18 protein-coding genes are annotated in these 21,593 nt (G+C 70.4%); 9 read left to right on the top strand and 9 right to left on the bottom strand.

Annotation, left to right across the window (positions count from 1 at the left end; genetic code table 11):
* The first annotated feature begins 84 nt into the window (after positions 1–84).
* Together gltB and ACWDAG_RS09830 are read left to right on the top strand one after the other, a co-directional pair.
* Entirely contained in the window at positions 85–4,686 is a 4,602-nt protein-coding gene (gene gltB / locus ACWDAG_RS09835) for a glutamate synthase large subunit (protein ID WP_450695070.1), read from the top strand.
* Complete coding sequence (locus tag ACWDAG_RS09830) at positions 4,679–6,142, top strand: glutamate synthase subunit beta (protein WP_450695069.1); 1,464 nt, start codon at positions 4,679–4,681, stop codon at positions 6,140–6,142. Before gltB ends, ACWDAG_RS09830 begins: the two co-directional genes overlap by 8 nt.
* 122 nt (positions 6,143–6,264) lie before the next feature.
* On the opposite strand, the gene ACWDAG_RS09825 is transcribed toward ACWDAG_RS09830, so the two are convergent.
* Positions 6,265–7,173 carry a chitosanase gene (locus ACWDAG_RS09825; protein ID WP_450695068.1) on the bottom strand — a complete coding sequence of 303 codons (909 nt, stop codon included), beginning with the start codon at positions 7,171–7,173 and terminating at the stop codon, positions 6,265–6,267.
* 40 nt (positions 7,174–7,213) lie between these two features.
* Positions 7,214–8,125 carry a rhomboid family intramembrane serine protease gene (locus tag ACWDAG_RS09820; protein WP_450695067.1) on the bottom strand — a complete coding sequence of 304 codons (912 nt, stop codon included), beginning with the start codon at positions 8,123–8,125 and terminating at the stop codon, positions 7,214–7,216.
* Between the two features lie 135 nt (positions 8,126–8,260).
* Between ACWDAG_RS09820 and ACWDAG_RS09815 the strand changes: the two genes are divergently transcribed.
* Together ACWDAG_RS09815 and qcrB are read left to right on the top strand one after the other, a co-directional pair.
* Positions 8,261–8,986 (top strand): vWA domain-containing protein, encoded by a 726-nt coding sequence (locus tag ACWDAG_RS09815; RefSeq protein WP_450695066.1) that lies wholly within the window; start codon positions 8,261–8,263, stop codon positions 8,984–8,986.
* Between the two features lie 103 nt (positions 8,987–9,089).
* The gene (gene qcrB / locus ACWDAG_RS09810) at positions 9,090–10,739 is read left to right on the top strand and encodes a cytochrome bc1 complex cytochrome b subunit (protein WP_450695065.1); all 1,650 of its coding nucleotides are present in this window, start codon (positions 9,090–9,092) and stop codon (positions 10,737–10,739) included.
* Here the strand turns inward: qcrB and ACWDAG_RS09805 are convergent.
* Both ACWDAG_RS09805 and ACWDAG_RS09800 read right to left on the bottom strand, forming a co-directional pair.
* Positions 10,714–11,697, bottom strand: coding sequence for an acyl-CoA dehydrogenase family protein (locus ACWDAG_RS09805; protein ID WP_450695064.1), 984 nt, complete (start codon positions 11,695–11,697; stop codon positions 10,714–10,716). The genes qcrB and ACWDAG_RS09805 overlap by 26 nt on opposite strands.
* Before the next feature lie 151 nt (positions 11,698–11,848).
* Complete coding sequence (locus ACWDAG_RS09800) at positions 11,849–12,988, bottom strand: acyl-CoA dehydrogenase family protein (protein WP_450695063.1); 1,140 nt, start codon at positions 12,986–12,988, stop codon at positions 11,849–11,851.
* A 48-nt stretch (positions 12,989–13,036) separates the two neighbouring features.
* Here ACWDAG_RS09800 and ACWDAG_RS09795 point away from each other — a divergent pair, with 48 nt between their 5' ends.
* The 3 genes from ACWDAG_RS09795 to ACWDAG_RS09785 are packed head-to-tail and all read left to right on the top strand — an operon-like array spanning position 13,037 to position 15,650.
* Positions 13,037–13,828, top strand: coding sequence for an SDR family oxidoreductase (locus ACWDAG_RS09795; RefSeq protein WP_450695062.1), 792 nt, complete (start codon positions 13,037–13,039; stop codon positions 13,826–13,828).
* 26 nt (positions 13,829–13,854) lie between these two features.
* Positions 13,855–14,466, top strand: coding sequence for a TetR/AcrR family transcriptional regulator (locus tag ACWDAG_RS09790; RefSeq protein WP_450695061.1), 612 nt, complete (start codon positions 13,855–13,857; stop codon positions 14,464–14,466).
* A gap of 26 nt (positions 14,467–14,492) precedes the next feature.
* On the top strand, positions 14,493–15,650 hold the full coding sequence (locus ACWDAG_RS09785) for an acetyl-CoA C-acetyltransferase (RefSeq protein ID WP_450695060.1): 1,158 nt from the start codon (positions 14,493–14,495) through the stop codon (positions 15,648–15,650).
* A 172-nt stretch (positions 15,651–15,822) separates the two neighbouring features.
* On the opposite strand, the gene ACWDAG_RS09780 is transcribed toward ACWDAG_RS09785, so the two are convergent.
* The 4 genes from ACWDAG_RS09780 to ACWDAG_RS09765 are packed head-to-tail and all read right to left on the bottom strand — an operon-like array spanning position 15,823 to position 19,224.
* Entirely contained in the window at positions 15,823–16,875 is a 1,053-nt protein-coding gene (locus tag ACWDAG_RS09780) for an NAD(P)H-dependent flavin oxidoreductase (protein ID WP_450695059.1), read from the bottom strand.
* On the bottom strand, positions 16,875–17,594 hold the full coding sequence (locus ACWDAG_RS09775; RefSeq protein WP_450695058.1) for a CoA-transferase subunit beta: 720 nt from the start codon (positions 17,592–17,594) through the stop codon (positions 16,875–16,877). Before ACWDAG_RS09775 ends, ACWDAG_RS09780 begins: the two co-directional genes overlap by 1 nt.
* Positions 17,591–18,427, bottom strand: a complete 837-nt coding sequence (locus ACWDAG_RS09770; protein WP_450695057.1) for a CoA transferase subunit A — start codon at positions 18,425–18,427, stop codon at positions 17,591–17,593. Before ACWDAG_RS09770 ends, ACWDAG_RS09775 begins: the two co-directional genes overlap by 4 nt.
* On the bottom strand, positions 18,424–19,224 hold the full coding sequence (locus ACWDAG_RS09765; protein ID WP_450695056.1) for an enoyl-CoA hydratase family protein: 801 nt from the start codon (positions 19,222–19,224) through the stop codon (positions 18,424–18,426). Before ACWDAG_RS09765 ends, ACWDAG_RS09770 begins: the two co-directional genes overlap by 4 nt.
* 99 nt (positions 19,225–19,323) lie before the next feature.
* Between ACWDAG_RS09765 and ACWDAG_RS09760 the strand changes: the two genes are divergently transcribed.
* Together ACWDAG_RS09760 and ACWDAG_RS09755 are read left to right on the top strand one after the other, a co-directional pair.
* Complete coding sequence (locus ACWDAG_RS09760; protein WP_450695055.1) at positions 19,324–20,082, top strand: SDR family oxidoreductase; 759 nt, start codon at positions 19,324–19,326, stop codon at positions 20,080–20,082.
* Between the two features lies 1 nt (position 20,083).
* Positions 20,084–20,989, top strand: coding sequence for an SDR family oxidoreductase (locus tag ACWDAG_RS09755; RefSeq protein WP_450695054.1), 906 nt, complete (start codon positions 20,084–20,086; stop codon positions 20,987–20,989).
* A 6-nt stretch (positions 20,990–20,995) separates the two neighbouring features.
* Here ACWDAG_RS09755 and ACWDAG_RS09750 read toward each other — a convergent pair whose 3' ends face one another.
* Positions 20,996–21,520 carry a MarR family winged helix-turn-helix transcriptional regulator gene (locus ACWDAG_RS09750; RefSeq protein WP_450695053.1) on the bottom strand — a complete coding sequence of 175 codons (525 nt, stop codon included), beginning with the start codon at positions 21,518–21,520 and terminating at the stop codon, positions 20,996–20,998.
* Positions 21,521–21,593: the final 73 nt, after the last annotated feature.

The raw sequence follows: 21,593 nt of genomic DNA, 5'->3' as shown, positions 1-21,593 counted from the left end.
GTCGTCCCTCGGCAATATGCGCCCCCAGAGCCTCAAGAGCCTGGGAGGCGCCCCCAGCCACTTGAGACGACGACGGGAGAGCCGATGCGTACGCCGCGCCAGCCGTCCCAGCACTCCGCGAATGGCCAGAACTGGTCCTTCATGGATGCTCGCCCTGCTGCGCAGGGTATGTACGACCCCCGCAACGAACGCGACGCGTGCGGCGTCGGCTTCGTGGCGACCCTCACCGGCGAGGCGTCCCACACCCTGGTCGAACAGGCTCTGACGGTGCTGCGCAACCTTGAGCACCGCGGCGCCACCGGCTCGGAGCCCGACTCGGGTGACGGCGCCGGCATCCTCTCCCAGGTTCCCGACACCTTCTTCCGCGAGGTGGCCGGATTCGAGCTGCCCGAGGCCGGTGCCTACGCCGTCGGTATCGCCTTCCTCCCGGAGGACGGCACGGCCGAGACCGTCTCGCAGATCGAGACGATCGCGGCCGACGAGGGCCTCACCGTCCTCGGCTGGCGCGAGGTTCCGGTCGCTCCCGAGCTGCTCGGCGCCACCGCCCGTTCGACGATGCCCGCCTTCCGGCAGATCTTCGTCACCGACAACGCCGCTGTGCCTGCTACGGGTATCGCCCTCGACCGCAAGGCCTTCGTGCTGCGCAAGCGCGCCGAGCGTGAGGTGGGTGTCTACTTCCCGTCGCTCTCCGCTCGCACGATCGTCTACAAGGGCATGCTGACCACCGGCCAGCTGGAGCCCTTCTTCCCGGACCTCTCCGACCGCCGCTTCGCGTCGGCCATCGCGCTGGTCCACTCGCGCTTCTCCACGAACACCTTCCCGTCGTGGCCGCTCGCGCACCCGTACCGCTTCGTCGCGCACAACGGTGAGATCAACACCGTCAAGGGCAACCGCAACTGGATGGTCGCCCGCGAGTCGCAGCTGGTCTCCGACCTCTTCGGCGACAAGGGTCTGGAGCGGGTCTTCCCGATCTGCACGCCCGACGCCTCCGACTCCGCGTCCTTCGACGAGGTGCTCGAACTCCTGCATCTGGGCGGGCGTTCGCTGCCGCACTCCGTGCTGATGATGATCCCGGAGGCGTGGGAGAACCACGACTCCATGGACCCGGCCCGCCGCGCCTTCTACAACTTCCACTCCACGATGATGGAGCCCTGGGACGGCCCGGCCTGCGTCACCTTCACCGACGGCAAGCAGGTCGGCGCGGTCCTCGACCGCAACGGCCTTCGCCCCGGCCGCTACTGGGTCACCGACGACGGCCTGGTCGTCCTCGGCTCCGAGGTCGGCGTCCTCGACATCGACCCCGCCAAGGTCGTCCGCAAGGGCCGGCTGCAGCCCGGCAAGATGTTCCTCGTCGACACGGTCGAGCACCGCATCATCGAGGACGACGAGATCAAGGCGACCCTCGCCGCCGAGCAGCCGTACGCCGAGTGGATCGAGGCCGGTGAGATCGAGCTGGGCGACCTGCCCGAGCGCGAGCACATCGTCCACACCCACGCCTCGGTCACCCGCCGCCAGCAGACCTTCGGTTACACCGAGGAGGAGCTGCGCGTCATCCTCGCGCCGATGGCCAAGGCCGGTGCCGAGCCGATCGGTTCGATGGGTACGGACTCGCCGATCGCCGCGCTGTCCAGCCGCCCACGGCTGCTCTTCGACTACTTCACGCAGCTGTTCGCGCAGGTCACCAACCCGCCGCTGGACGCGATCCGCGAGGAGCTCGTCACCTCGCTGCGCTCGTCCCTCGGCCCGGGGAGCAACCTGCTGGAGCCGACGGCCGCTTCGTGCCGCTCGGTCACCCTGCCCTTCCCGGTCATCGACAACGACGAGCTGGCCAAGCTCATCCACATCAACGCCGACGGCGACATGCCCGGCTTCAAGGCCGCGACGCTGTCCGGCCTGTACCGGGTCTCCGGCGGCGGTGACGCCCTCGCCGCGCGCATCGACGAGATCTGCGCCGAGGCCGACGCCGCCATCGAGAACGGCGCCCGGCTGATCGTGCTGTCGGACCGCCACTCGGACGCCGAGCACGCGCCGATCCCGTCGCTGCTGCTCACCGCGGCCGTCCACCACCACCTCATCCGCACCAAGCAGCGCACCCACGTGGGCCTGCTGGTCGAGGCCGGCGACGTCCGCGAGGTCCACCACGTCGCCCTGCTCATCGGCTTCGGTGCCGCGGCCGTCAACCCGTACCTGGCGATGGAGTCCGTCGAGGACCTGGTCCGCGCGGGTACCTTCCTCTCGGACATAGAGCCCGAGCAGGCCATCCGCAACCTGATCTACGCCCTCGGCAAGGGCGTTCTGAAGGTCATGTCCAAGATGGGCATCTCGACCGTCGCCTCCTACCGCGGCGCCCAGGTCTTCGAGGCCGTCGGTCTCGACGAGGCCTTCGTCGAGAAGTACTTCAACGGCACGGCCACCAAGATCGGCGGCGTCGGCATCGACGTCATCGCCAAGGAGGTCGCCGCCCGCCACGCGAAGGCGTACCCGGCCTCCGGCATCGCGCCGGCCCACCGCGCTCTCGACATAGGGGGCGAGTACCAGTGGCGCCGCGAGGGTGAGCCGCACCTGTTCGACCCGGAGACGGTCTTCCGCCTCCAGCACTCCACCCGCACCGGCCGCTACGACGTCTTCAAGAAGTACACCGAGCGCGTCAACGAGCAGTCCGAGCGCCTGATGACGCTCCGCGGTCTGTTCGGCTTCAAGTCGGACCGCCCCTCGATCTCCATCGACGAGGTCGAGCCGGTCTCCGAGATCGTCAAGCGCTTCTCCACCGGCGCCATGTCGTACGGCTCCATCTCGCGCGAGGCGCACGAGACGCTCGCCATCGCCATGAACCAGCTGGGCGGCAAGTCCAACACCGGTGAGGGCGGCGAGGACCCGGACCGTCTCTACGACCCGGCCCGGCGCAGCGCCATCAAGCAGGTGGCCTCCGGCCGCTTCGGTGTGACCTCCGAGTACCTGGTCAACGCCGACGACATCCAGATCAAGATGGCCCAGGGCGCCAAGCCCGGCGAGGGCGGCCAGCTGCCCGGCCACAAGGTGTACCCGTGGGTCGCCAAGACCCGTCACTCGACCCCGGGTGTCGGTCTGATCTCCCCGCCGCCGCACCACGACATCTACTCCATCGAGGACCTGGCCCAGCTGATCCACGACCTGAAGAACGCGAACCCGCAGGCGCGGATTCACGTGAAGCTGGTCTCGGAGGTCGGCGTCGGTACGGTCGCCGCGGGTGTCTCCAAGGCGCACGCCGACGTGGTGCTGATCTCGGGTCACGACGGTGGTACGGGTGCCTCCCCGCTGACCTCCCTGAAGCACGCGGGCGGTCCCTGGGAGCTGGGTCTCGCCGAGACCCAGCAGACCCTGCTGCTCAACGGCCTGCGCGACCGCATCGTCGTCCAGACCGACGGTCAGCTGAAGACCGGCCGTGACGTCGTCATCGCCGCGCTGCTCGGCGCCGAGGAGTTCGGTTTCGCGACCGCGCCGCTCGTCGTCTCCGGCTGCGTCATGATGCGCGTCTGCCACCTGGACACCTGCCCGGTCGGCATCGCCACCCAGAACCCGACCCTCAGGGACCGGTTCTCCGGCAAGGCCGAGTACGTCGTCAACTTCTTCCAGTACATCGCCGAAGAGGTCCGCGAGATCCTCGCCGAGCTGGGCTTCCGCTCCATCGAGGAGGCCGTCGGCCACGCCGAGGCGCTCGACGTCACGCGTGCCGTCGACCACTGGAAGGCACAGGGCCTGAACCTGGAGCCGCTGTTCCACGTGCCCTCGCTGCCCGAAGGCGCGGTGCGCCACCAGGTCATCGCCCAGGACCACGGCCTGGAGAAGGCGCTCGACAACGAGCTGATCAAGCTCGCCGCCGACGCCCTGGCCGCGGACTCCGCCACCGACGCCCAGCCGGTGCGTGCGCAGGTGAGCATCCGCAACATCAACCGCACGGTCGGCACGATGCTCGGCCACGAGGTGACGAAGAAGTTCGGTGGCGCGGGCCTGCCCGACGACACCATCGACATCACCTTCACCGGCTCCGCGGGCCAGTCCTTCGGCGCCTTCCTGCCGCGCGGTGTCACGCTGCGCCTGGAGGGCGACGCCAACGACTACGTCGGCAAGGGCCTCTCCGGCGGCCGTGTGATCGTCCGCCCGGACCGGGGCGCCGACCACCTCGCCGAGTACTCGACGATCGCGGGCAACACCATCGCCTACGGCGCGACCGGCGGCGAGCTGTTCCTGCGCGGTCGTACCGGCGAGCGGTTCTGTGTCCGCAACTCCGGCGCGACGGTCGTCTCCGAGGGCGTGGGCGACCACGGCTGCGAGTACATGACCGGCGGTCGCGCGGTGGTCCTCGGCGAGACGGGCCGCAACTTCGCGGCCGGTATGTCGGGCGGCATCGCGTACGTCGTCGACCTGAACGTCGACAACGTCAACGTCGGCAACGTCAACGCCGTCGAGGCTCTGGACGAGACCGACAAGCAGTGGCTGCACGACGTGGTGCGCCGCCACCAGGAGGAGACCGGCTCCACGGTCGCCGAGAAGCTCCTGGCCGAGTGGGACACCGCGGTCGAGCGCTTCAGCAAGATCATCCCCAGCACGTACAAGGCAGTGCTCGCCGCCAAGGACGCCGCCGAGCAGGCGGGACTCTCCGAGTCCGAGATCACCGAGAAGATGATGGAGGCGGCGATCAATGGCTGACCCGAAGGGCTTCCTGAACCACGGCCGTGAGGTCGCCAAGTCCCGCCCGGTCGAGGAGCGTCTGAAGGACTGGAACGAGGTCTACGTCCCCGGTTCCCTGCTGCCGATCATCAGCAAGCAGGCCAGCCGGTGCATGGACTGCGGCATCCCCTTCTGCCACAACGGCTGTCCGCTGGGCAACCTCATCCCCGAGTGGAACGACTACGCCTACCGCGAGGACTGGTCGGCCGCGTCGGAGCGTCTGCACGCGACGAACAACTTCCCGGAGTTCACGGGCCGGCTGTGCCCCGCTCCGTGCGAGTCGGCGTGTGTGCTGGGCATCAACCAGCCGCCGGTGACCATCAAGAACGTCGAGGTCTCGATCATCGACAAGGCGTGGGAGACCGGGGATGTCGCCCCGCAGATCCCCGAGCGCCTCTCGGGCAAGACGGTCGCGGTCATCGGCTCGGGCCCCGCGGGCCTGGCCGCCGCCCAGCAGCTGACCCGGGCCGGTCACACCGTCGCCGTCTACGAGCGCGCGGACCGCATCGGAGGCCTTCTCCGGTACGGCATCCCCGAGTTCAAGATGGAGAAGCGGCACATCAACCGCCGTATCGAGCAGATGCGCGCGGAGGGCACCCGCTTCCGTACCGGGATCGAGATCGGCCGCGACCTCAAGGCGACCGACCTGAAGAAGCGGTACGACGCGGTCGTCATCGCCGCCGGTGCGACGACCGCCCGTGACCTCCCGGTGCCCGGCCGCGAGCTCAAGGGCATCTACCAGGCGATGGAGTACCTGCCCCTGTCGAACAAGGTCCAGGAGGGCGACTACGTCACCTCCCCGATCTCGGCCGAGGGCAAGCACGTCGTGGTCATCGGCGGCGGCGACACCGGCGCGGACTGCGTGGGCACCGCCCACCGCCAGGGCGCGGCCTCCGTCACCCAGCTGGAGATCATGCCCCGCCCGGGCGACGAGCGGAACCCGGTCTCCCAGCCGTGGCCGACCTTCCCGATGCTCTACAAGGTCACCTCCGCGCACGAGGAGGGCGGTGAGCGGGTCTACTCCGTCTCCACCACCCACTTCGAGGGCGACGAGGACGGCAACGTCCAGTGGCTGCACCTGACCGAGGTCGAGTTCATCGACGGCAAGCTGACCCCGAAGCCGGGCACGGAGCGCAAGATCCCCGCCCAGCTGGTCACCCTGGCGATGGGCTTCACGGGCACCGACCGGGAGAACGGTCTGGTCGAGCAGTTCGGCCTGGAGCTCGACGAGCGCGGCAACATCGCCCGCGACGCCGACTTCCAGACCAACGTCCCCGGCGTGTTCGTCGCCGGTGACGCGGGCCGCGGCCAGTCCCTCATCGTGTGGGCGATCGCGGAGGGCCGCTCGGCCGCCCGCGGCACCGACCGCTTCCTGACGGGCGCCAGCGACCTGCCGGCCCCGATCCGCCCGACGGACCGGGCCCTGATGGCCTGACGGTCCCTCATATACGTCCCGTACAAAGGCGTACGGAACACCGCAACGGCGCTTGCCCTGTCCCCGACCGGACGATGGCAGGCGCCGTCGCACGTCTGCGGTCGGCCGCCGGGCGGGGTGGGCTACGGCACCTTGTACGTCTCCCCGTACACCTTCCACGTCAGCGGCGTCGTAAGGGCCAGGTTCCCGGCGTACAGGAACTGCCGCTGGGCCGTGTCGACGCGGCTGGTGTCGATGTCCGGACGCGCGGTTTGCATGGCCTCGACGCGGATGTCGAGGAAGACGTCCAGGTAGTCCTTCTCGGAGCCGCCCTGTGAGGGGAGGTCCGCCTCGCCCATCGCCTGTTCGCGCAGGCCGTAGAAGCTGTTCGGGCCGGTGCCGGGGCCGTGCTGGACCATGGCGTCGTAGTAGACGAACTGGCCGAGTGTGCCGAGCCCGTCCAGCTTGGCGAGGCGGACGGCCGGGTCGAAGTAGACGCGGTCGCGCTCCTCGTCCTGGGCCTTCCGGAACGCGGGCAGCTCCGCCTCGGCCTTCCAGGCGGCGGTGAAGCCCGGGTCCAGGCCCTCGTGGGAGTCCGTACCGTCGACCTCGCGCAGGGCGGGCAGGTATTCGGCGAGGCCGTTGTCGGGATGGTCCTCGGTGTAGCGCTCGACGAGCGCGAGCAGGTCGTGGGTACCCGTGCAGAAGCCGACGATGCCGGCGGTGTAGCCCTGGCCGTCGTCGATGTCCTCGATGTAGCCGTAGGCACTGTGCCAGTCCAGCGTCGAGTTCTCGGCGCTGGCCACGAGCTCCTGGGCCAGCTCCTTCTTGGCGGGGGCGGCGAGGCCGGCCGGCAGGTCGGCGATCACCTCCTCGTCCTCCGCGCTCTCGTGCTCGGCCCGGCTCTTGGCGATCTGGCGGGCCTTCTGCGCGGCGCTGGTCGGGGTCCTGCTCCCGCTCCCGCCGGAGGATTCGGCGGGCGAGAGGACATAGACCACGCCCGTGACGACCGCGGGTAGGGCCGCGAACAGGAGGAACCCGGCACGTTTCATAGCGAAAGGGTACGGCCGGGTGATTCCGGGTGATTCCAGGTCAGACCGCCAGTTCAGTGACCTTCGCGACCGTCAGGATCACAAGGAGCGCCAGCAGGGCGAAGCAGGCACCCGCCTGGACGAGGTTGCGGCGGCCGTCACGCGGCGCGTACGCGTACGCCAGTGTCACCACGCCGCCGGCCAGCAGGCCGCCGAGGTGGCCCTGCCAGGAGGTGAGGCCCGCGGAGATCAGCAGCCACAGCAGCAGGCCCGCCATGAAACGGTTGACCTGGCTCATGTCGGCGCCGAGACGGCGGGCCATCACGTAGTACGCCGCCCCGAGCCCGAAGATCGCGCCGGAGGCGCCGAGGGTGGGGGTGTCGGGCGCGATCAGCAGCACGAGGGCCGAGCCGCCGAGCGCGGACAGCAGGTAGAGCGTGATGTAGCGGATACGGCCCAACTGCGACTCCACCACCCGGCCGATGTTCCACAGCGACACCATGTTCATCACGATGTGCAGGATCCCGAACGTGCCCCCGGTGACCGGCAGATGAAGGAACGCGCCGGTCAGCAGGCGGTACCACTCACCGGCGACGACCCCTTCGGCGTGGTAGTCCGAGGGGTGGTTGGCCACCCACATGTAGTGGCCGCCGTCCGGTCCCACCAGCCCGCGGCCCAGCATCTCGAACCGGTCCACGACCGACGACCGCACCAACTCGCCCAGATACGCGAGCACATTGAGCCCGATCAGGACGTACGTCACGACCGGCGCCGAGGTGATCCGGCCGCCGAACGCCGTGCGCGCCTGACGTACCGACCGCGCGCCCTCCCTCACGCACTCCACGCACTGGTGGCCGACGGCCGCCTCCCGCATGCAGTCCGGGCAGATGTACCGGTCGCAGCGGGTGCAGCGGACGAGGGACTCCACCTTGGGATGGCGGTAGCAGGTGGTGACGGTGGACTCGGATTCCACAGCCGGCTCCTCGGAGGGGGGTGGGACGGGCGGCGAGCCGGTGGGGACGGCGGCGAACAAAATAGCGAACGGCTGTGGGTGGTGAGAGGGGTGGGGTGGGCGTGACGTAACCTCGGCACGAACGAAGGGGGGAGCATGGCCGCGATCAGTCTCCGCAAGGTCGAGGAGACCGCGCCCGCGCTGGTCAGCCTGTACAAGAGCGCCGGGGTGTCACTCCAGAAGCACGGGCTGGACGGGCTGCGGGCGGCGGTGTACCTCGTAGTCGACTACTCCGGGTCGATGAAGCCGTACTACAAGGACGGCAGTGTGCAGGCCCTCGCCGACCGGGTGCTGGGGCTGTCCGCGCATCTCGACGACGACGGGCGCGTACCGGTGGTCTTCTTCTCGACGGACGTCGACGCCGAGACGGACATCGCGCTCGCCGGTCACGAGGGCCGGATCGAGAAGATCGTGGCCGGGCTCGGGCACATGGGCAAGACCAGCTACCACCTGGCGATGGACGCGGTCATCGACCACTACCTCGACAGCGGTTCGACCGCCCCCGCCCTGGTCGTCTTCCAGACCGACGGCGGCCCGATCAACAAGCTCGCCGCGGAGCGCTATCTGTGCAAGGCGGCCCGGCTGCCGCTGTTCTGGCAGTTCGTGGGCTTCGGGGACCCGGGCAGCAAGCAGTTCGACTTCCTGCGCAAGCTCGACGAGCTGGCGGTGCCGCACAAGCGGGTCGTCGACAACGCCGGGTTCTTCCACGCCGGATCCGATCCGGGGCGGGTGACCGACGCCGAGCTGTACGACCGGCTTGTCGGCGAGTTCCCCATGTGGCTGGCCGCCGCGCGGGCCCAGGGGATCGTGCGTCCCGCCTGAGAGCCCGCGAGGACGCGAGTCACTCGTACGGCTGCTGTCACCGTTGGCTTACCCGGGACGCCGTGCCACCCTGAGGATGATCCGACGGGGAGGCGACGAACATATGGACGGCGCACGATCGGGGAACGAGGCGGCCGGCTCCACGCGCAGGGAGCCGGCGCGCACGGGTGAGAAGCTGGCGGACTGGGCCGACGGACGGCTGGGCCTGTACGGGCTGGCCAAGGCCAACATGCGCAAGGTCTTCCCGGACCACTGGTCCTTCATGCTGGGGGAGATCTGCCTCTACAGCTTTCTCATCCTGATCCTCACCGGTATCTATCTCACCCTGTTCTTCGAACCGAGCGGCGTCGAGGTGATCTACCACGGCTCGTACGTCCCGCTCAACGGCGTCCCGATGACCCGGGCCTACGAGTCCACGCTCGACATCAGCTTCGACGTTCGCGGCGGGCTGTTGATCCGGCAGATCCACCACTGGGCGGCGCTGGTCTTCGTCACCGGCATGCTCGTACACATGATGCGGGTGTTCTTCACCGGCGCGTTCCGCAAGCCGCGCGAGCTCAACTGGCTGTTCGGCTGGACCCTGCTGTTCCTCGGCATCATCACCGGCCTGACCGGCTACTCGCTCCCCGACGACCTGCTGTCCGGCACCGGCATCCGCTTCGCCGACGGCGCGATCCTCTCCGTCCCGATCGTCGGGACGTATCTGTCGATGTTCCTGTTCGGCGGGGAGTTCCCGGGGCACGACATCATCTCGCGGCTCTTCCCCGTCCATGTCCTGCTGCTGCCGGGGATCATGCTGGGCCTGGTCGTCGCCCATCTGATCCTGGTCTTCTACCACAAGCACACCCAGTACCCGGGGCCCGGACGGGACCAGAAGACCGTGGTCGGCATGCCCTTCCTGCCGGTCTACATGGCGAAGGCGGGCGGTTTCTTCTTCCTGGTCTTCGGCGTGCTGGCGCTCATGGGCGGCATCGCCAGCATCAACCCTGTGTGGGCCTTCGGCCCCTACCGTCCTGACCTGGTGACCACGGGCGCCCAGCCCGACTGGTATCTCGGCTTCTCCGAGGGCCTGATCCGGGTGATGCCGGGATGGGAGCTCAACTTCTGGGGCCACACCCTGGAGCTCGGCGTCTTCATCCCCTTCTCGCTCTTCCCGCTGCTCCTGCTCGCCCTCGGCCTTTATCCCTTCCTCGAGGCATGGATCACCGGCGACAAACGCGAGCACCACATCCTGGACCGGCCGCGCAACATGCCCGTCCGCACCGGACTGGGCGCGGCCTGGCTGGCCCTGTACGTCGTCCTGCTGATCGGCGGCGGCAACGACATCGTGGCCACGCATCTGCATCTGTCCATCAACTCCATCACCTGGTTCGTGCGGGTCTCGTTCTTCGTGGCGCCGGTCGTCACGTTCCTCGTCACCAAACGGGTCTGCATGGGCCTGCAACGCCGGGACCGGGACAAGGTGCTGCACGGCAGGGAGAGCGGCACCATCAAACGGCTCCCGCACGGCGAGTTCGTCGAGGTCCACGAGCCCCTCGCGCAGGCCCAGCTGTTCACCCTCACCCAGCACGAGCAGAACCCGCCCTACGAGATCGGCCCGCTCGTCGACGCGAACGGCGTACGGCGGCCGGTCAAGCCGCGGCAGCGGGTGCGCGCCCGGCTGGCCCGGCTGATGTTCGGCTCGGAGTCGCACATCCCGAAGCCGACGGTGGAGGAGTACCGGGAACTCACCAGCGGCGATCACCACCACTGAGGACCAGGGCCCGGCACTCCTCGGGCCCGCCCCACGCGGTGCGCAGGGCGCGGGCCTTGGTCAGCCACAGGGACAGGTCGTACTCCGCGGTGTAGCCGATCGCGCCGTGCAGCTGCAGCGCCGTACGGGCGGTGGCGTACGCCGCCTCGGATGCCGTGACCTTGGCGGCGGCCACGTCGGCAGGGGTCATGGTGAGCGCGGCAGAGAACAGGAGGGGGCGGGCGAACTCCAACGCGATCTTCGCGTCGGCCAGTTGATGCTTGACGGCCTGGAAGGAGCCTATGGGGACACCGAACTGGGTGCGCTGCCCGACGTAGGCGACGGTTCTGTCCAGGAGGGCCAGTCCGATGCCGAGGCACTGGGCGGCGGTGGCGAGACGACCCCAGGTCAGGCCGTGGGCGACGGCTTCGGAGACCTGCGGACCCGTGGCGAGCAGTTCCCCGCCGGGGGCCGGCGCGAAGAGGCGGCGGGCGGGGTCGAGGGAGGGGTGCGGGCGGCCGGGCGGGGGAGCGAGGCGCAGCTCGGTGCTTCCTGGCGCCACGGTCAGCCGTACGTCCGCCATGTCCGCGTCCAGCGCATACGGCCCCGTCGCGAGCGTCGCCGCCGACTCGCCCGAGGCCAGCGCGGGCAGCAGGCGTTTGGCCGGGCCCGCGTCGTCCAGTGCGGCGAGCAGGGCGGCCGCCGCGACCGTCTCCACCAGTGGGCCCGCCACCGCATGCCGCCCCAACTCGACGAACGCGACGGCGAGTTCGACCGGACGCGGCCCCAGGCCGCCGTACTCCTCGGGGACCGCGAGGGCGAAGACGCCCGCGTCCGCGAGACGGGACCACAGTGCGCGGCCGCTGGTGTGCTTGCCTCGGCTCCAGTCCCGTACCGCCGAAGGCGTTTTTGCGGCCGTCAGCATCGCTTTGAGGGAGGCGGCGAAGGCCCGCTGATCGGCGTCGAGGAGGAAATGCATCAGTGCCGTCCCTTCAGGGCGCTGCGGTTCGGAAGCGCCCCAAAGGGGCGCGGGACTGTGCTGAACATGCGGCTACCGCCGCGTGGGCGCGACCAGCCACCATCGCCCCGCGGGCGACACACGACCCGTCGCGGCGCACCCGGCGGAGTCATCAGCGGCGCCCCTTCGGCAGGCCGAGCAGGCGCTCGGCGATGATGTCGCGCTGGATCTCGTTCGTGCCCGCGTAGATCGGGCCGGCCAGGGAGAAGACATAGCCCTCGGCCCACTCCGAGTCCGCCGTCTCGGCCTGTTCGCCGAGCAGATCGAGGGCCGTCTCGTGCAGCGCGATGTCGTACTCGGACCAGAAGACCTTGTTCAGACTGGACTCCGGGCCGATGGAGCCGCCCTCCAGGAAGCGGGAGGCGGCGGCGAAGGTGAACAGTTGGTAGGCCCGCGCGCCGATCAGGGCGTCCGCCACCTGGGCCTGGGCGGAGGGCGGGCACCCCTGTTGCTGCCAGAGGTGGCGCAGCCGTTCCGCCGCAGCCAGGAAGCGGCCGGGGGAGCGGAGCATCAGCCCCCGCTCGTTGCCCGCCGTCGACATCGCGATCCGCCAGCCCTCGCCGGGTGCGCCGATCACGTCCTCGTCCGGTACGAACACCTCGTCAAGGAACAGCTCGGCGAACGCCGGTTTCCCGTCGAGGCGGCCGACCGGGCGGACGGTGACGCCGGGTGCGCGCAGGTCGAACATCAGATAGGTCAGCCCCTGGTGGGGCTTCGGCGTGCCCGGGTCGCTGCGGAACAGGCCGAAGGCACGGTCCGCGAAGGCGGCCCGCGACGACCATGTCTTGTGCCCGCTCAGCAGCCAGCCGCCGTCCGTGCGCACCGCCTTCGACCGCAGGGAGGCCAGGTCCGAGCCCGCCTCCGGCTCCGACCAGGCCTGCGCCCACACCACCTCGCCCGTGGCCATGGGCGGCAGCACGCGTGCTCTCTGCTCCTCGGTGCCGTGTTCGAACAGGGTCGGTGCGAGCAGACTGATCCCGTTCTGACCGACCCGGGCCGGGGCCCCCGCCGCCCAGTACTCCTCCTCGAAGATCAGCCATCGGATCAGGCCGGAGTCCCTTCCGCCGTACGCCGTCGGCCAGTTGACGACCGACCAGTGGTCCGCGGCCAGTTCGGCCTCCCAGGACCGGTGGGCCGCGAAGCCCTCCGCGGTCTCCAGGGACGGCAGGGGAGCGCGCGGCACCCGGTCCGCGAGCCACGCCCGGGCCTCGGTGCGAAAGGCCTCCTCTTCCTGCGTGAAGGCGAGATCCATCGGCTGCCATCCTTCCCTAACAAGTGTTTGGTAGGTTAGCGTGGGGCTATGACAGTCGTCGAGAGTCCCGTGTACGAGCCGGGGCACGGGCTGCTGAAGGGACGCACCGCCGTCATCACCGCGGCGGCCGGAGCGGGCATCGGCGGCGCGACCGCGCGGCGCTTCCTGGAGGAGGGCGCACGCGTGCTGATCGGCGACGCGCATGTGCGGCGCCTCAAGGAGTACGAGGCCGAGCTCGCCGGCGAGTTCGGGGCCGCATCGGTCGCCGCCCTGCCCTGCGACGTCACCGACGAGGGCCAGGTGCAGGCGCTGTTCGAGGCCGCCGTGCGGGAGCACGGGCGGCTGGACGTCGTGGTCAACAACGCCGGTCTGGGCGGCACTTCGGACCTCGTCGACATGAGCGACGAGCAGTGGGCCCGCGTCCTCGACGTGACGTTGAACGGCACGTTCCGGTGCACACGGTCGGCGTTGCGGCTGATGCGGGCGGACGGGCGGGGCGGCGTGATCGTCAACAACGCCTCCGTGGTCGGCTGGCGCGCCCAGGCCGGCCAGGCCCACTACGCCGCGGCGAAGGCGGGCGTGATGGCGCTGACCCGGTGTGCGGCGATCGAGGCCGCCGAGTACGGGGTGCGGGTCAACGCGGTCTCGCCGAGCCTCGCCATGCACCCGCATCTGGTGAAGGTGACGACGCCGGAACTGCTGGAGGAACTGACCGCACGCGAGGCCTTCGGGCGGTATGCACAGCCCTGGGAAGTGGCCAACGTGATCGTGTTCCTGGCGTCCGGCTACTCCTCGTACATGACCGGAGAAGTCGTCTCCGTCAGCAGCCAGCACGCCTGAGGACCGGAGCGGACGACAATGGACCTGTGCCGACCAAGAAGAAGCCCCAGGTGACCGCCGCACCCGCGCGGCGCCGTGAACTCCTCGACACCGCCGCGGAGGTCTTCGCCGAGCAGGGCTACAACGCCACCACCGTACGCAAGATCGCGGACCACGCGGGCATGCTCGCGGGCAGCCTCTACTACCACTTCGACTCCAAGGAATCGATGCTGGAGGAGATCCTGCGCACCTTCCTCGACGAGCTCTGGGGCGGCTACGACTCCGTCCTGGACGCCGAGCTGGGGCCGCGGGAGACCCTGGAGGCCCTGGTCACGGAGTCGTTCAGGGAGATCGACCGGCACCGCGCCGCCGTCGCGATCTACCAGAAGGAGAGCAAGCAGCTGCTGGCGCAGGAGCGGTTCGCGTTCCTCGCCGAGTCGCAGCGCAAGTTCGAGAAGGCGTGGCTGGCCACGCTGGAGCGCGGGGTCGCCGCCCAGGTCTTCCGGGCCGACCTGGACGTCCGGCTCACCTACCGGTTCGTGCGCGACACCGTGTGGGTGGCCGCGTCCTGGTACCGGCCCGGCGGGCAGCACAGCCCGGAGGAGATCGCCCGGCAGTACCTGTCGATGGTGCTGGACGGGATCGCCGTACGCACGTAACTCATGGGGAAGGCTGGGGAGTTGCCATGGCCGAGGCCTATATCGTCGAAGCGGTCCGTACGCCCGTCGGGCGGCGTGGGGGCGGACTGAGCGGCGTCCATCCTGCCGACCTCGGTGCACATGTGCTGAAGGAGCTGATGGCCCGCTCGGGCGTGGACCCGGCCGCTGTCGAGGACGTCGTGTTCGGCTGTCTGGACGCGGTGGGGCCGCAGGCCGGGGACATCGCGCGGACCTGCTGGCTGGCGGCGGGGCTGCCCGAGGAGGTGCCGGGCGTGACGGTCGACCGGCAGTGCGGGTCCTCGCAGCAGGCCGTGCACTTCGCGGCGCAGGCCGTGCTGTCGGGCACGCAGGACCTGGTGGTCGCGGGCGGCGTGCAGAACATGTCGCAGATCCCCATCGCCTTCGCGACCCGCCAGGCCGCCGAGCCCCTGGGGTTCACCGAGGGGCCCTTCGCGGGCAGCGAGGGCTGGCGCGCCCGGTACGGGGACCAGCCGGTGAACCAGTTCGTCGGAGCCGAGATGATCGCCGCGAAGTGGGGAATCAGCCGCCAGGACCAGGAGGAGTTCGCGCTCAGGTCCCACCAGCGGGCGCTGCGGGCCATCGACGAGGGCCGCTTCGACCGCGAGACCGTCGCCCTCGGCCCGGTCGCCGTCGACGAGGGCCCGCGCCGGGACACCTCCCTGGAGAAGATGGCCGGGCTGGGGCCCGTCCTCGTCGGCGGCACCATCACCGCCGCCTGCTCCTCGCAGGTCTCCGACGGAGCGGCGGCGATGCTGCTGGCCTCGGAGCGGGCGGTGCGCGAGCACGGACTGACGCCACGCGCACGCGTGCACCACCTCTCCGTGCGCGGCGAGGACCCGATCCGCATGCTCTCCGCCCCGATACCGGCCACCGCCCACGCCCTGAAGAAGACCGGTCTGTCGATCGACGACATCGACCTCGTCGAGATCAACGAGGCCTTCGCGCCGGTCGTCCTGGCCTGGCTGAAGGAGACCGGCGCCGACCCGGACAAGGTCAACGCCAACGGCGGCGCGATCGCCCTCGGCCATCCCCTGGGCGCGACGGGCGTCAAGCTCATGACGACCCTCCTGCACGAACTGGAACGCACCAGCGGCCGTTTCGGCCTCCAGACGATGTGCGAGGGCGGCGGCCAGGCCAACGTGACGATCATTGAGAGGCTGTGAGGCGGGCGGCGAGTGCTCAGCGAGCCACTTGGGCGGAGGGGCGGCGCGGGGGCGCGAAGCGTGTGGGCCCGGGGGCGGGCGGTGTGAGGGGGCCGTTCGAGGGTGCGCCGGTGGGCGAGGGCGGTGAGCCAACGTGACGATCATCAAGAGGCCGTGACGGGCCGGCGAGCGGTCAAGCATCGCCGGACGTCAACTTGCCGATGATTTCCGCTGCTTGGTCAATGACGCCGGCCACCAGCTCCGCACACGACGGCAGATCCCCGATCACCCCGGCGACCTGCCCCGACGCCATCACCCCGAGGTCCGTACGGCCGTCCACCATGGCAGACCTGAGCAGCATGGGCGTGTTCGCGGCGAGCAGGACCTGACTCCAGGTGAGGTCCTTGCCGTGCTTCATGGCGAGCCCGTCGCGCACCATCTGCCGCCAGGTCAGCCCGGACAGCTTCCGGAAGCCTGCCGCCCGGCGGACCGCATGGAAGAGGGCCTTCGCGCGGCCGGAGTTCTCCAGGGAGTCCACCAGGTCCGTGCGCAGCATCCGGTGCGGCAGACCGTCCACCGCCCTGGTCACGGTGACGTCCCGCACGGTCGCCGCCAGATACCGCGCCTTCACCGCGTCCGGCACCGTCGAGTCCGAGGTCAGCAGGAATCGCGTGCCCATCGCGATCCCTGCCGCCCCGTACGCCAGCGCCGCGACCAGCCCCCGCCCGTCGAAGAAGCCGCCCGCCGCCACCACCGGTATCCGCACCGCGTCCACCACCTGCGGCAGCAGTACCGTCGTGGCGACCTCGCCGGTGTGCCCACCACCCTCGCCGCCCTGCACGATCACCGCGTCCGCGCCCCAGGCCGCTACCTTCTCGGCGTGCCGGCGGGCCCCTATGGAGGGGATGACGACCACGCCCGCCTCCTTCAGCTCCGCGATCAGCTCGGCGGAGGGCGCGAGGGCGAAGGAGGCGACCCGCACGCCCTCCTCGATCAGGATCCGCACCCGGTCGCCGGCATCCGAGGCGTCGGCCCGCAGATTGACCCCGAAGGGCTCCTGGGTGCGGGACTTGACCTCCCGTATCGCCTCGCGCAGCCGGTCGGCCGTCATGGTCGCGGAGGCCAGGATGCCCAGCGCGCCCGCGTTCGCCGAAGCGGAGACCAGACGCGGGCCCGCCACCCACCCCATGCCCGTCTGCACGATCGGATGCCGGACCCCGACCAGTCGGGTGAGGGCCGTCTCCATCACTCACGGACCTCCCTGGCACGGCTGCCGGCCGGGTCGATCACCTCGCGGATCAGCCGCAGCTCCTCGGCGGTCGGCTCACGCGTCGGCGGCACCTCGTCCGCGACGGCCAGATCGAAGCCCGTCGCCTCCCTGACCTGCTCCACCGTGACACCCGGGTGCACTGAAGCGAGCCGCATCGAGTGGTCGGGGGTGGCGAAGTCGAAGACGCCCAGATCGGAGACGACATACGGGATGCGGTGGTAGCGCGCACCGGCCGCCCGGTCGTATCCGACACCGCAGACCATGTCGACCTTCTCGACGAACACGCGCCGCGAATGCCTCGGTACCCAGTAACTCGTCGGGTTGTTCAGGGTGTTGACCGGTGCGCCCCGCACCCCGAGCAGCTGCCGTATCGGCCGTTCCCAGTCGCCGATGCACGAGATGTTCTGGTTGCCGAACCGGTCGATCTGGCTCGCGCCCATCATCACGTGCCGGCGGCCACTGGAGACCAGGGCAAGGTGCTGCCGGTACGGCAGCCAGCCCTCCGGGGTCCCGTCCGGGCGGACGAGTATCGCCTCGCCGTCGGTCAGCAGCAGATCCGGGGAGAAGGTGAGCCGGGCGAGACGGGCGCCGATGGACGGGATCAGCCCCATGGGGCTGGCGAGCACCTCACCGTTGCCCCGCCAGGCCTCGGCGCAGGCGATCACGCAGTACTCGGCGCGGGTGACGTCCGTCATGACTCCTCCCCGACCGCCGACTGATACGCCTGCTCGTCCCCGGCCAGGAACCGTGCGGCGAAGTCCGGCCACGGCGTGGACGCGTACATCTTCTGGAAGGCCTCGTCCCGCGCGTAGTCCGGCGCGCAGGAGGTGAAGTGCGCCCCGTTCGGCGCCTCGACGACGCCCGCCACCGTGTGCCGCTTGATCAGCAAGGTCTGCAGTGCGGCCTCCTTCGTCAACTCGGCCGTGTCGACGATCCGTTCGCACGACATGTACGCCGCGTCCGCCGCCCCGCAGAACAGGTCGTCGAAGTACGGGTCCGGGCCCAGATACTGCCCGTTGCCCAGCCGGTCGGCGCGGCCCACGTGCACCAGGGCCGCATCCATCCGCAGGGCGGGCATCGCCACGAACATCTCCCCGTCGTCGTAGGGCGAAGTCACCGTCCGCAGCCCGGGGTTGACCCGCATCACGTCCGAGCCGATCCCGGCGCGCACCGGCAGGAACGGCAGCCGGTTCGCCGCCGCGTGCAACCCCCACATGAACATCGCCTCGTCGATCTCCATCAGCTCGAAGGCACCGCCCTCGCGGGCCGCGCGGTAGTGCGGTTCGAGGGGGATGGAGTCCAGGGTGACGAAGGGCGCCACCAGTTTCCGGATCCGTCCGGCGGCCGCGAGCATGCCGACGTCCGGGCCGCCGTACGAGATGACGGTCAGGTTGTCGATACCGGACCGCAGCAGTGCCCTGACCAGGGCCATGGGTTTGCGTCGTGAACCCCAGCCGCCGATGCCGAGGGTCATGCCGCTCTGCAGACGGGAGACGACCTGCTCGGCGGTCATCGTCTTGTCACTCACGCCTGTGCACCCTCCCTCTCATCCCTCTCGTCCTTCTCCTTGCCGAAGGTGTCACGCACCCGGTCGCCCACCCCGACCGCGTTCGCCTCGTAGGTGAAGCCCTGCTCGAAGCGGTAGCTGCGGCGCACGTCGACCGGGTCGATGCCGTTGATGGCGGCCTTGGCCAGACGCAGCAGCTCACCGTCCTTGGCGGCTATCTCGCGCGCCAACTCAAGGGCCGCGGCCTGCAGTTCGTGCCGTGGCACCACTCGCCACACCGAGCCGTGTGCCTGCAACTCGGCGGCGGTCGCGGTGCGGGAGGTGTAGTACAGCGCGCGCATCAGGTGCTGCGGGACCAGCCGGGACAGGTGCGTGGCCGCGCCCAGGGCGCCCCGGTCCAGCTCCGGCAGCCCGAAGGTGGCGTCCTCGCTCGCCACGATCATGTCCGCGTTCCCCACCAGCCCGATCCCGCCGCCCAGGCAGAAGCCCTGCACCGCCGCCACCACGGGCACCGCGCACTCGTACACCGCGGCGAACGCCTCGAAGCAGCCGCGGTTGGCGCCGACCAGCGCGCTCGGCCCCTGCGCCTGTATCTCCTTGATGTCCACGCCCGCGTTGAACCCCCGCCCGCCCGCCGCCAGCACCACGCACCGCACCTGCGGGTCGCGGCCGGCCGCGCGCACCGCGTCGGCCAGCGCGAACCAGCCGTCCACCGGCAGCGCGTTCACCGGCGGGAAGTCGACCGTGACGAGCGAGATCCCCTCCTGAGGGGACGAGACGGAAATCCCCTTTTCCGGAGACGAGGTGGAGACACCCATGGGCGCATCAGCTACCTTTCCAACCAACGCCATTCCACCAAACATTTGTTAGGTGCGAGGCTTCGAAGCTAGCAGCCCTCGGATCGGAGCGGGAGGCCTGTGGATAAGTTGCGCCGGCCGCAGCTGAGCGGCAGGACCGTCGTCGTCACCGGTGGCACCCGAGGCGTCGGGGCCGGGATCGCGCAGGCCTTCGCCGAGGCCGGTGCCGAGGTCGTCGCCTGTGCGCGCCGACCGCCCGAAGTCCCGGTCGACGGCGTCGAGTTCGTGCCCCTCGACCTGCGCGATCCGCCCGCCGTACGTTCGTTCTTCGCCGACCTCTGCCGGCTCGACGTCCTGGTCAACAACGCGGGCGGCGGGCCCTACCGGCTGCTGGCCGACGCGGAAGCCGAGCGGCACGCGCGTGTGGTGGAGCTGAACCTCGTCGCACCGCTGACGGCCTCCCTCGCCGCGTACGAACAGCTCAGACGGGTACAGGGCGCCGTCGTGATGATCGGCAGCGTCAGCGGCAGCCGTCCCTCGCCCGGTTCGGCTGCCTACGGAGCGGCCAAGGCGGGCCTGGATAGCCTGGCCCGCTCGATGGCCGTGGAGTGGGCGCCCGAGGTGCGCGTCAACACCCTGGTCGTCGGCATGGTCCGCACCGAGCTGGCCCACCTCCACTACGGCGGCGAGGACGGCGTCGAGGCGGTCTCCCGCACGGTGCCGCTCGGCCGCCTGGCCACGCCCGCCGACGTGGGTGCGGCCGCCGTGTTCCTGGCCTCCGACGCGGCCGCCTACATCAGCGGGGCGAGCCTGCTGGTGCACGGGGGAGGGGAGCGGCCTGCGTTCCTGGATGCGGCAACTGCCAACAAGGAGACGTGAGATGAGCGGAATCTGCGACGGGCGGGTCGTGGTCGTCACCGGCGCGGGCCGCGGCCTCGGGCGAGCGCACGCGCGCGCGTACGCGGCGGAGGGCGCCCGGCTGGTCGTCAACGACCTGGGGGTGGGCCTGGACGGGGCGCCGGGCCCCGACAGCCCGGCCGGGCGGGTGGTGGACGAGATCCGTGCGGCGGGCGGCGAGGCGATCGCGCACGGCGGCGACATCGCCACCACCGAGGGGGCGTCCTCCCTGATCGAGGCGGCCCTGGAGGCGTACGGCAGGCTCGACACCCTCGTCAACAACGCGGGGTTCCTGCGCGACCGGATGCTCGTCAACCTCGACGAGGACGACTGGGACGCCGTCCTGCGCGTCCACCTCAAGGGCCACTTCCTGCCGCTGAAGCACGCGGCCGCGCACTGGCGGGCCGAGGCCAAGGCGGGCCGTATGCCGGTGGCCCGGATCGTCAACACCAGCAGCGGGGCCGGGCTGCTGGGGTCGGTCGGGCAGGGCAACTACAGCGCCGCGAAGGCCGGCATCGTCGGCCTGACGCTGGTCGCCGCGGCCGAACTGCGCCGGTACGGCGTCCAGGTCAACGCCGTGGCGCCCGCTGCCCGAACCCGGATGACGGAACGCACCTTCGCCGACACCATGACGGCGCCGGCGGCCGGCTTCGACGCGATGGCCCCCGAGAACGTCTCCCCGCTCGTCGTCTGGCTCGGCTCAGCCATGAGCGCCGGTGTGAGCGGGCGCGTGTTCGAGGCGGAGGGCGGCCGGATCACGGTCATGGAGGGCTGGCGGCCGGGCCCGAGCGCCGACAAGGGTGCCCGCTGGAGTCCCGGCGAGGCGGGCGAGGCGGCACTCAAGCTGCTGGCGGAGGCGGCGCAGCCGGGCGCGGTGTACGGGGCCTGAGCGCGCTCAGTCGCTGAGACGGGCGGCGGCCCTGCGCTGCTCCTGCGTCATCACCTGGAGGAAGCGGATCACGGTGTCCAGCTCGTCCGTGCTGAACTCCTCGCAGGCCGCGGCGATATCGCGCGCCCATTCCTCGAAGAACGCGAAGAGATGGGCGACTTTCTCCCGGTTCAGCTCGACGAGCACCCGCCGCTTGTCCGTCGGATGCTTGACCCGGCGTACGAAGTCCTTGGCTTCGAGGCGGTCGACCAGGCCGGTGACGGATGCGGGGGCCAGGCCGGTGTGCTCGGCGAGGTCCTTCGCGGTGAGCGGGCCGTGCCGCTCCAGGAGGTCGAGGGCCTTCTCCTCGCTCGGGATCAGGCCCTGCTTGGCGGACACCGCGGAATGGAACATCACGGTGGCCCCACTGTTCTCCCGGCCCACGGCGAACAGCCGCAACAGCGTCTCGGCCCGCCGCTTGTCGCCCGTGGGGACGGCCGACTCAAGGTTCGGCACCAGGGGCTGTTCGGATCCCGTCTCGCTGCCGCTCATGGCGCCATCGTAGCAAATATTTCGTTCGGTCGAACTAAGTACTTGCGATCACAGGAGTGTCGGTGCAAGTCTT

This window comes from Streptomyces sp. NPDC001157 (assembly GCF_053598255.1).
Note: the sequence above shows the minus strand (reverse complement) of the source record. Positions and strands in the feature narration are given on the sequence as shown.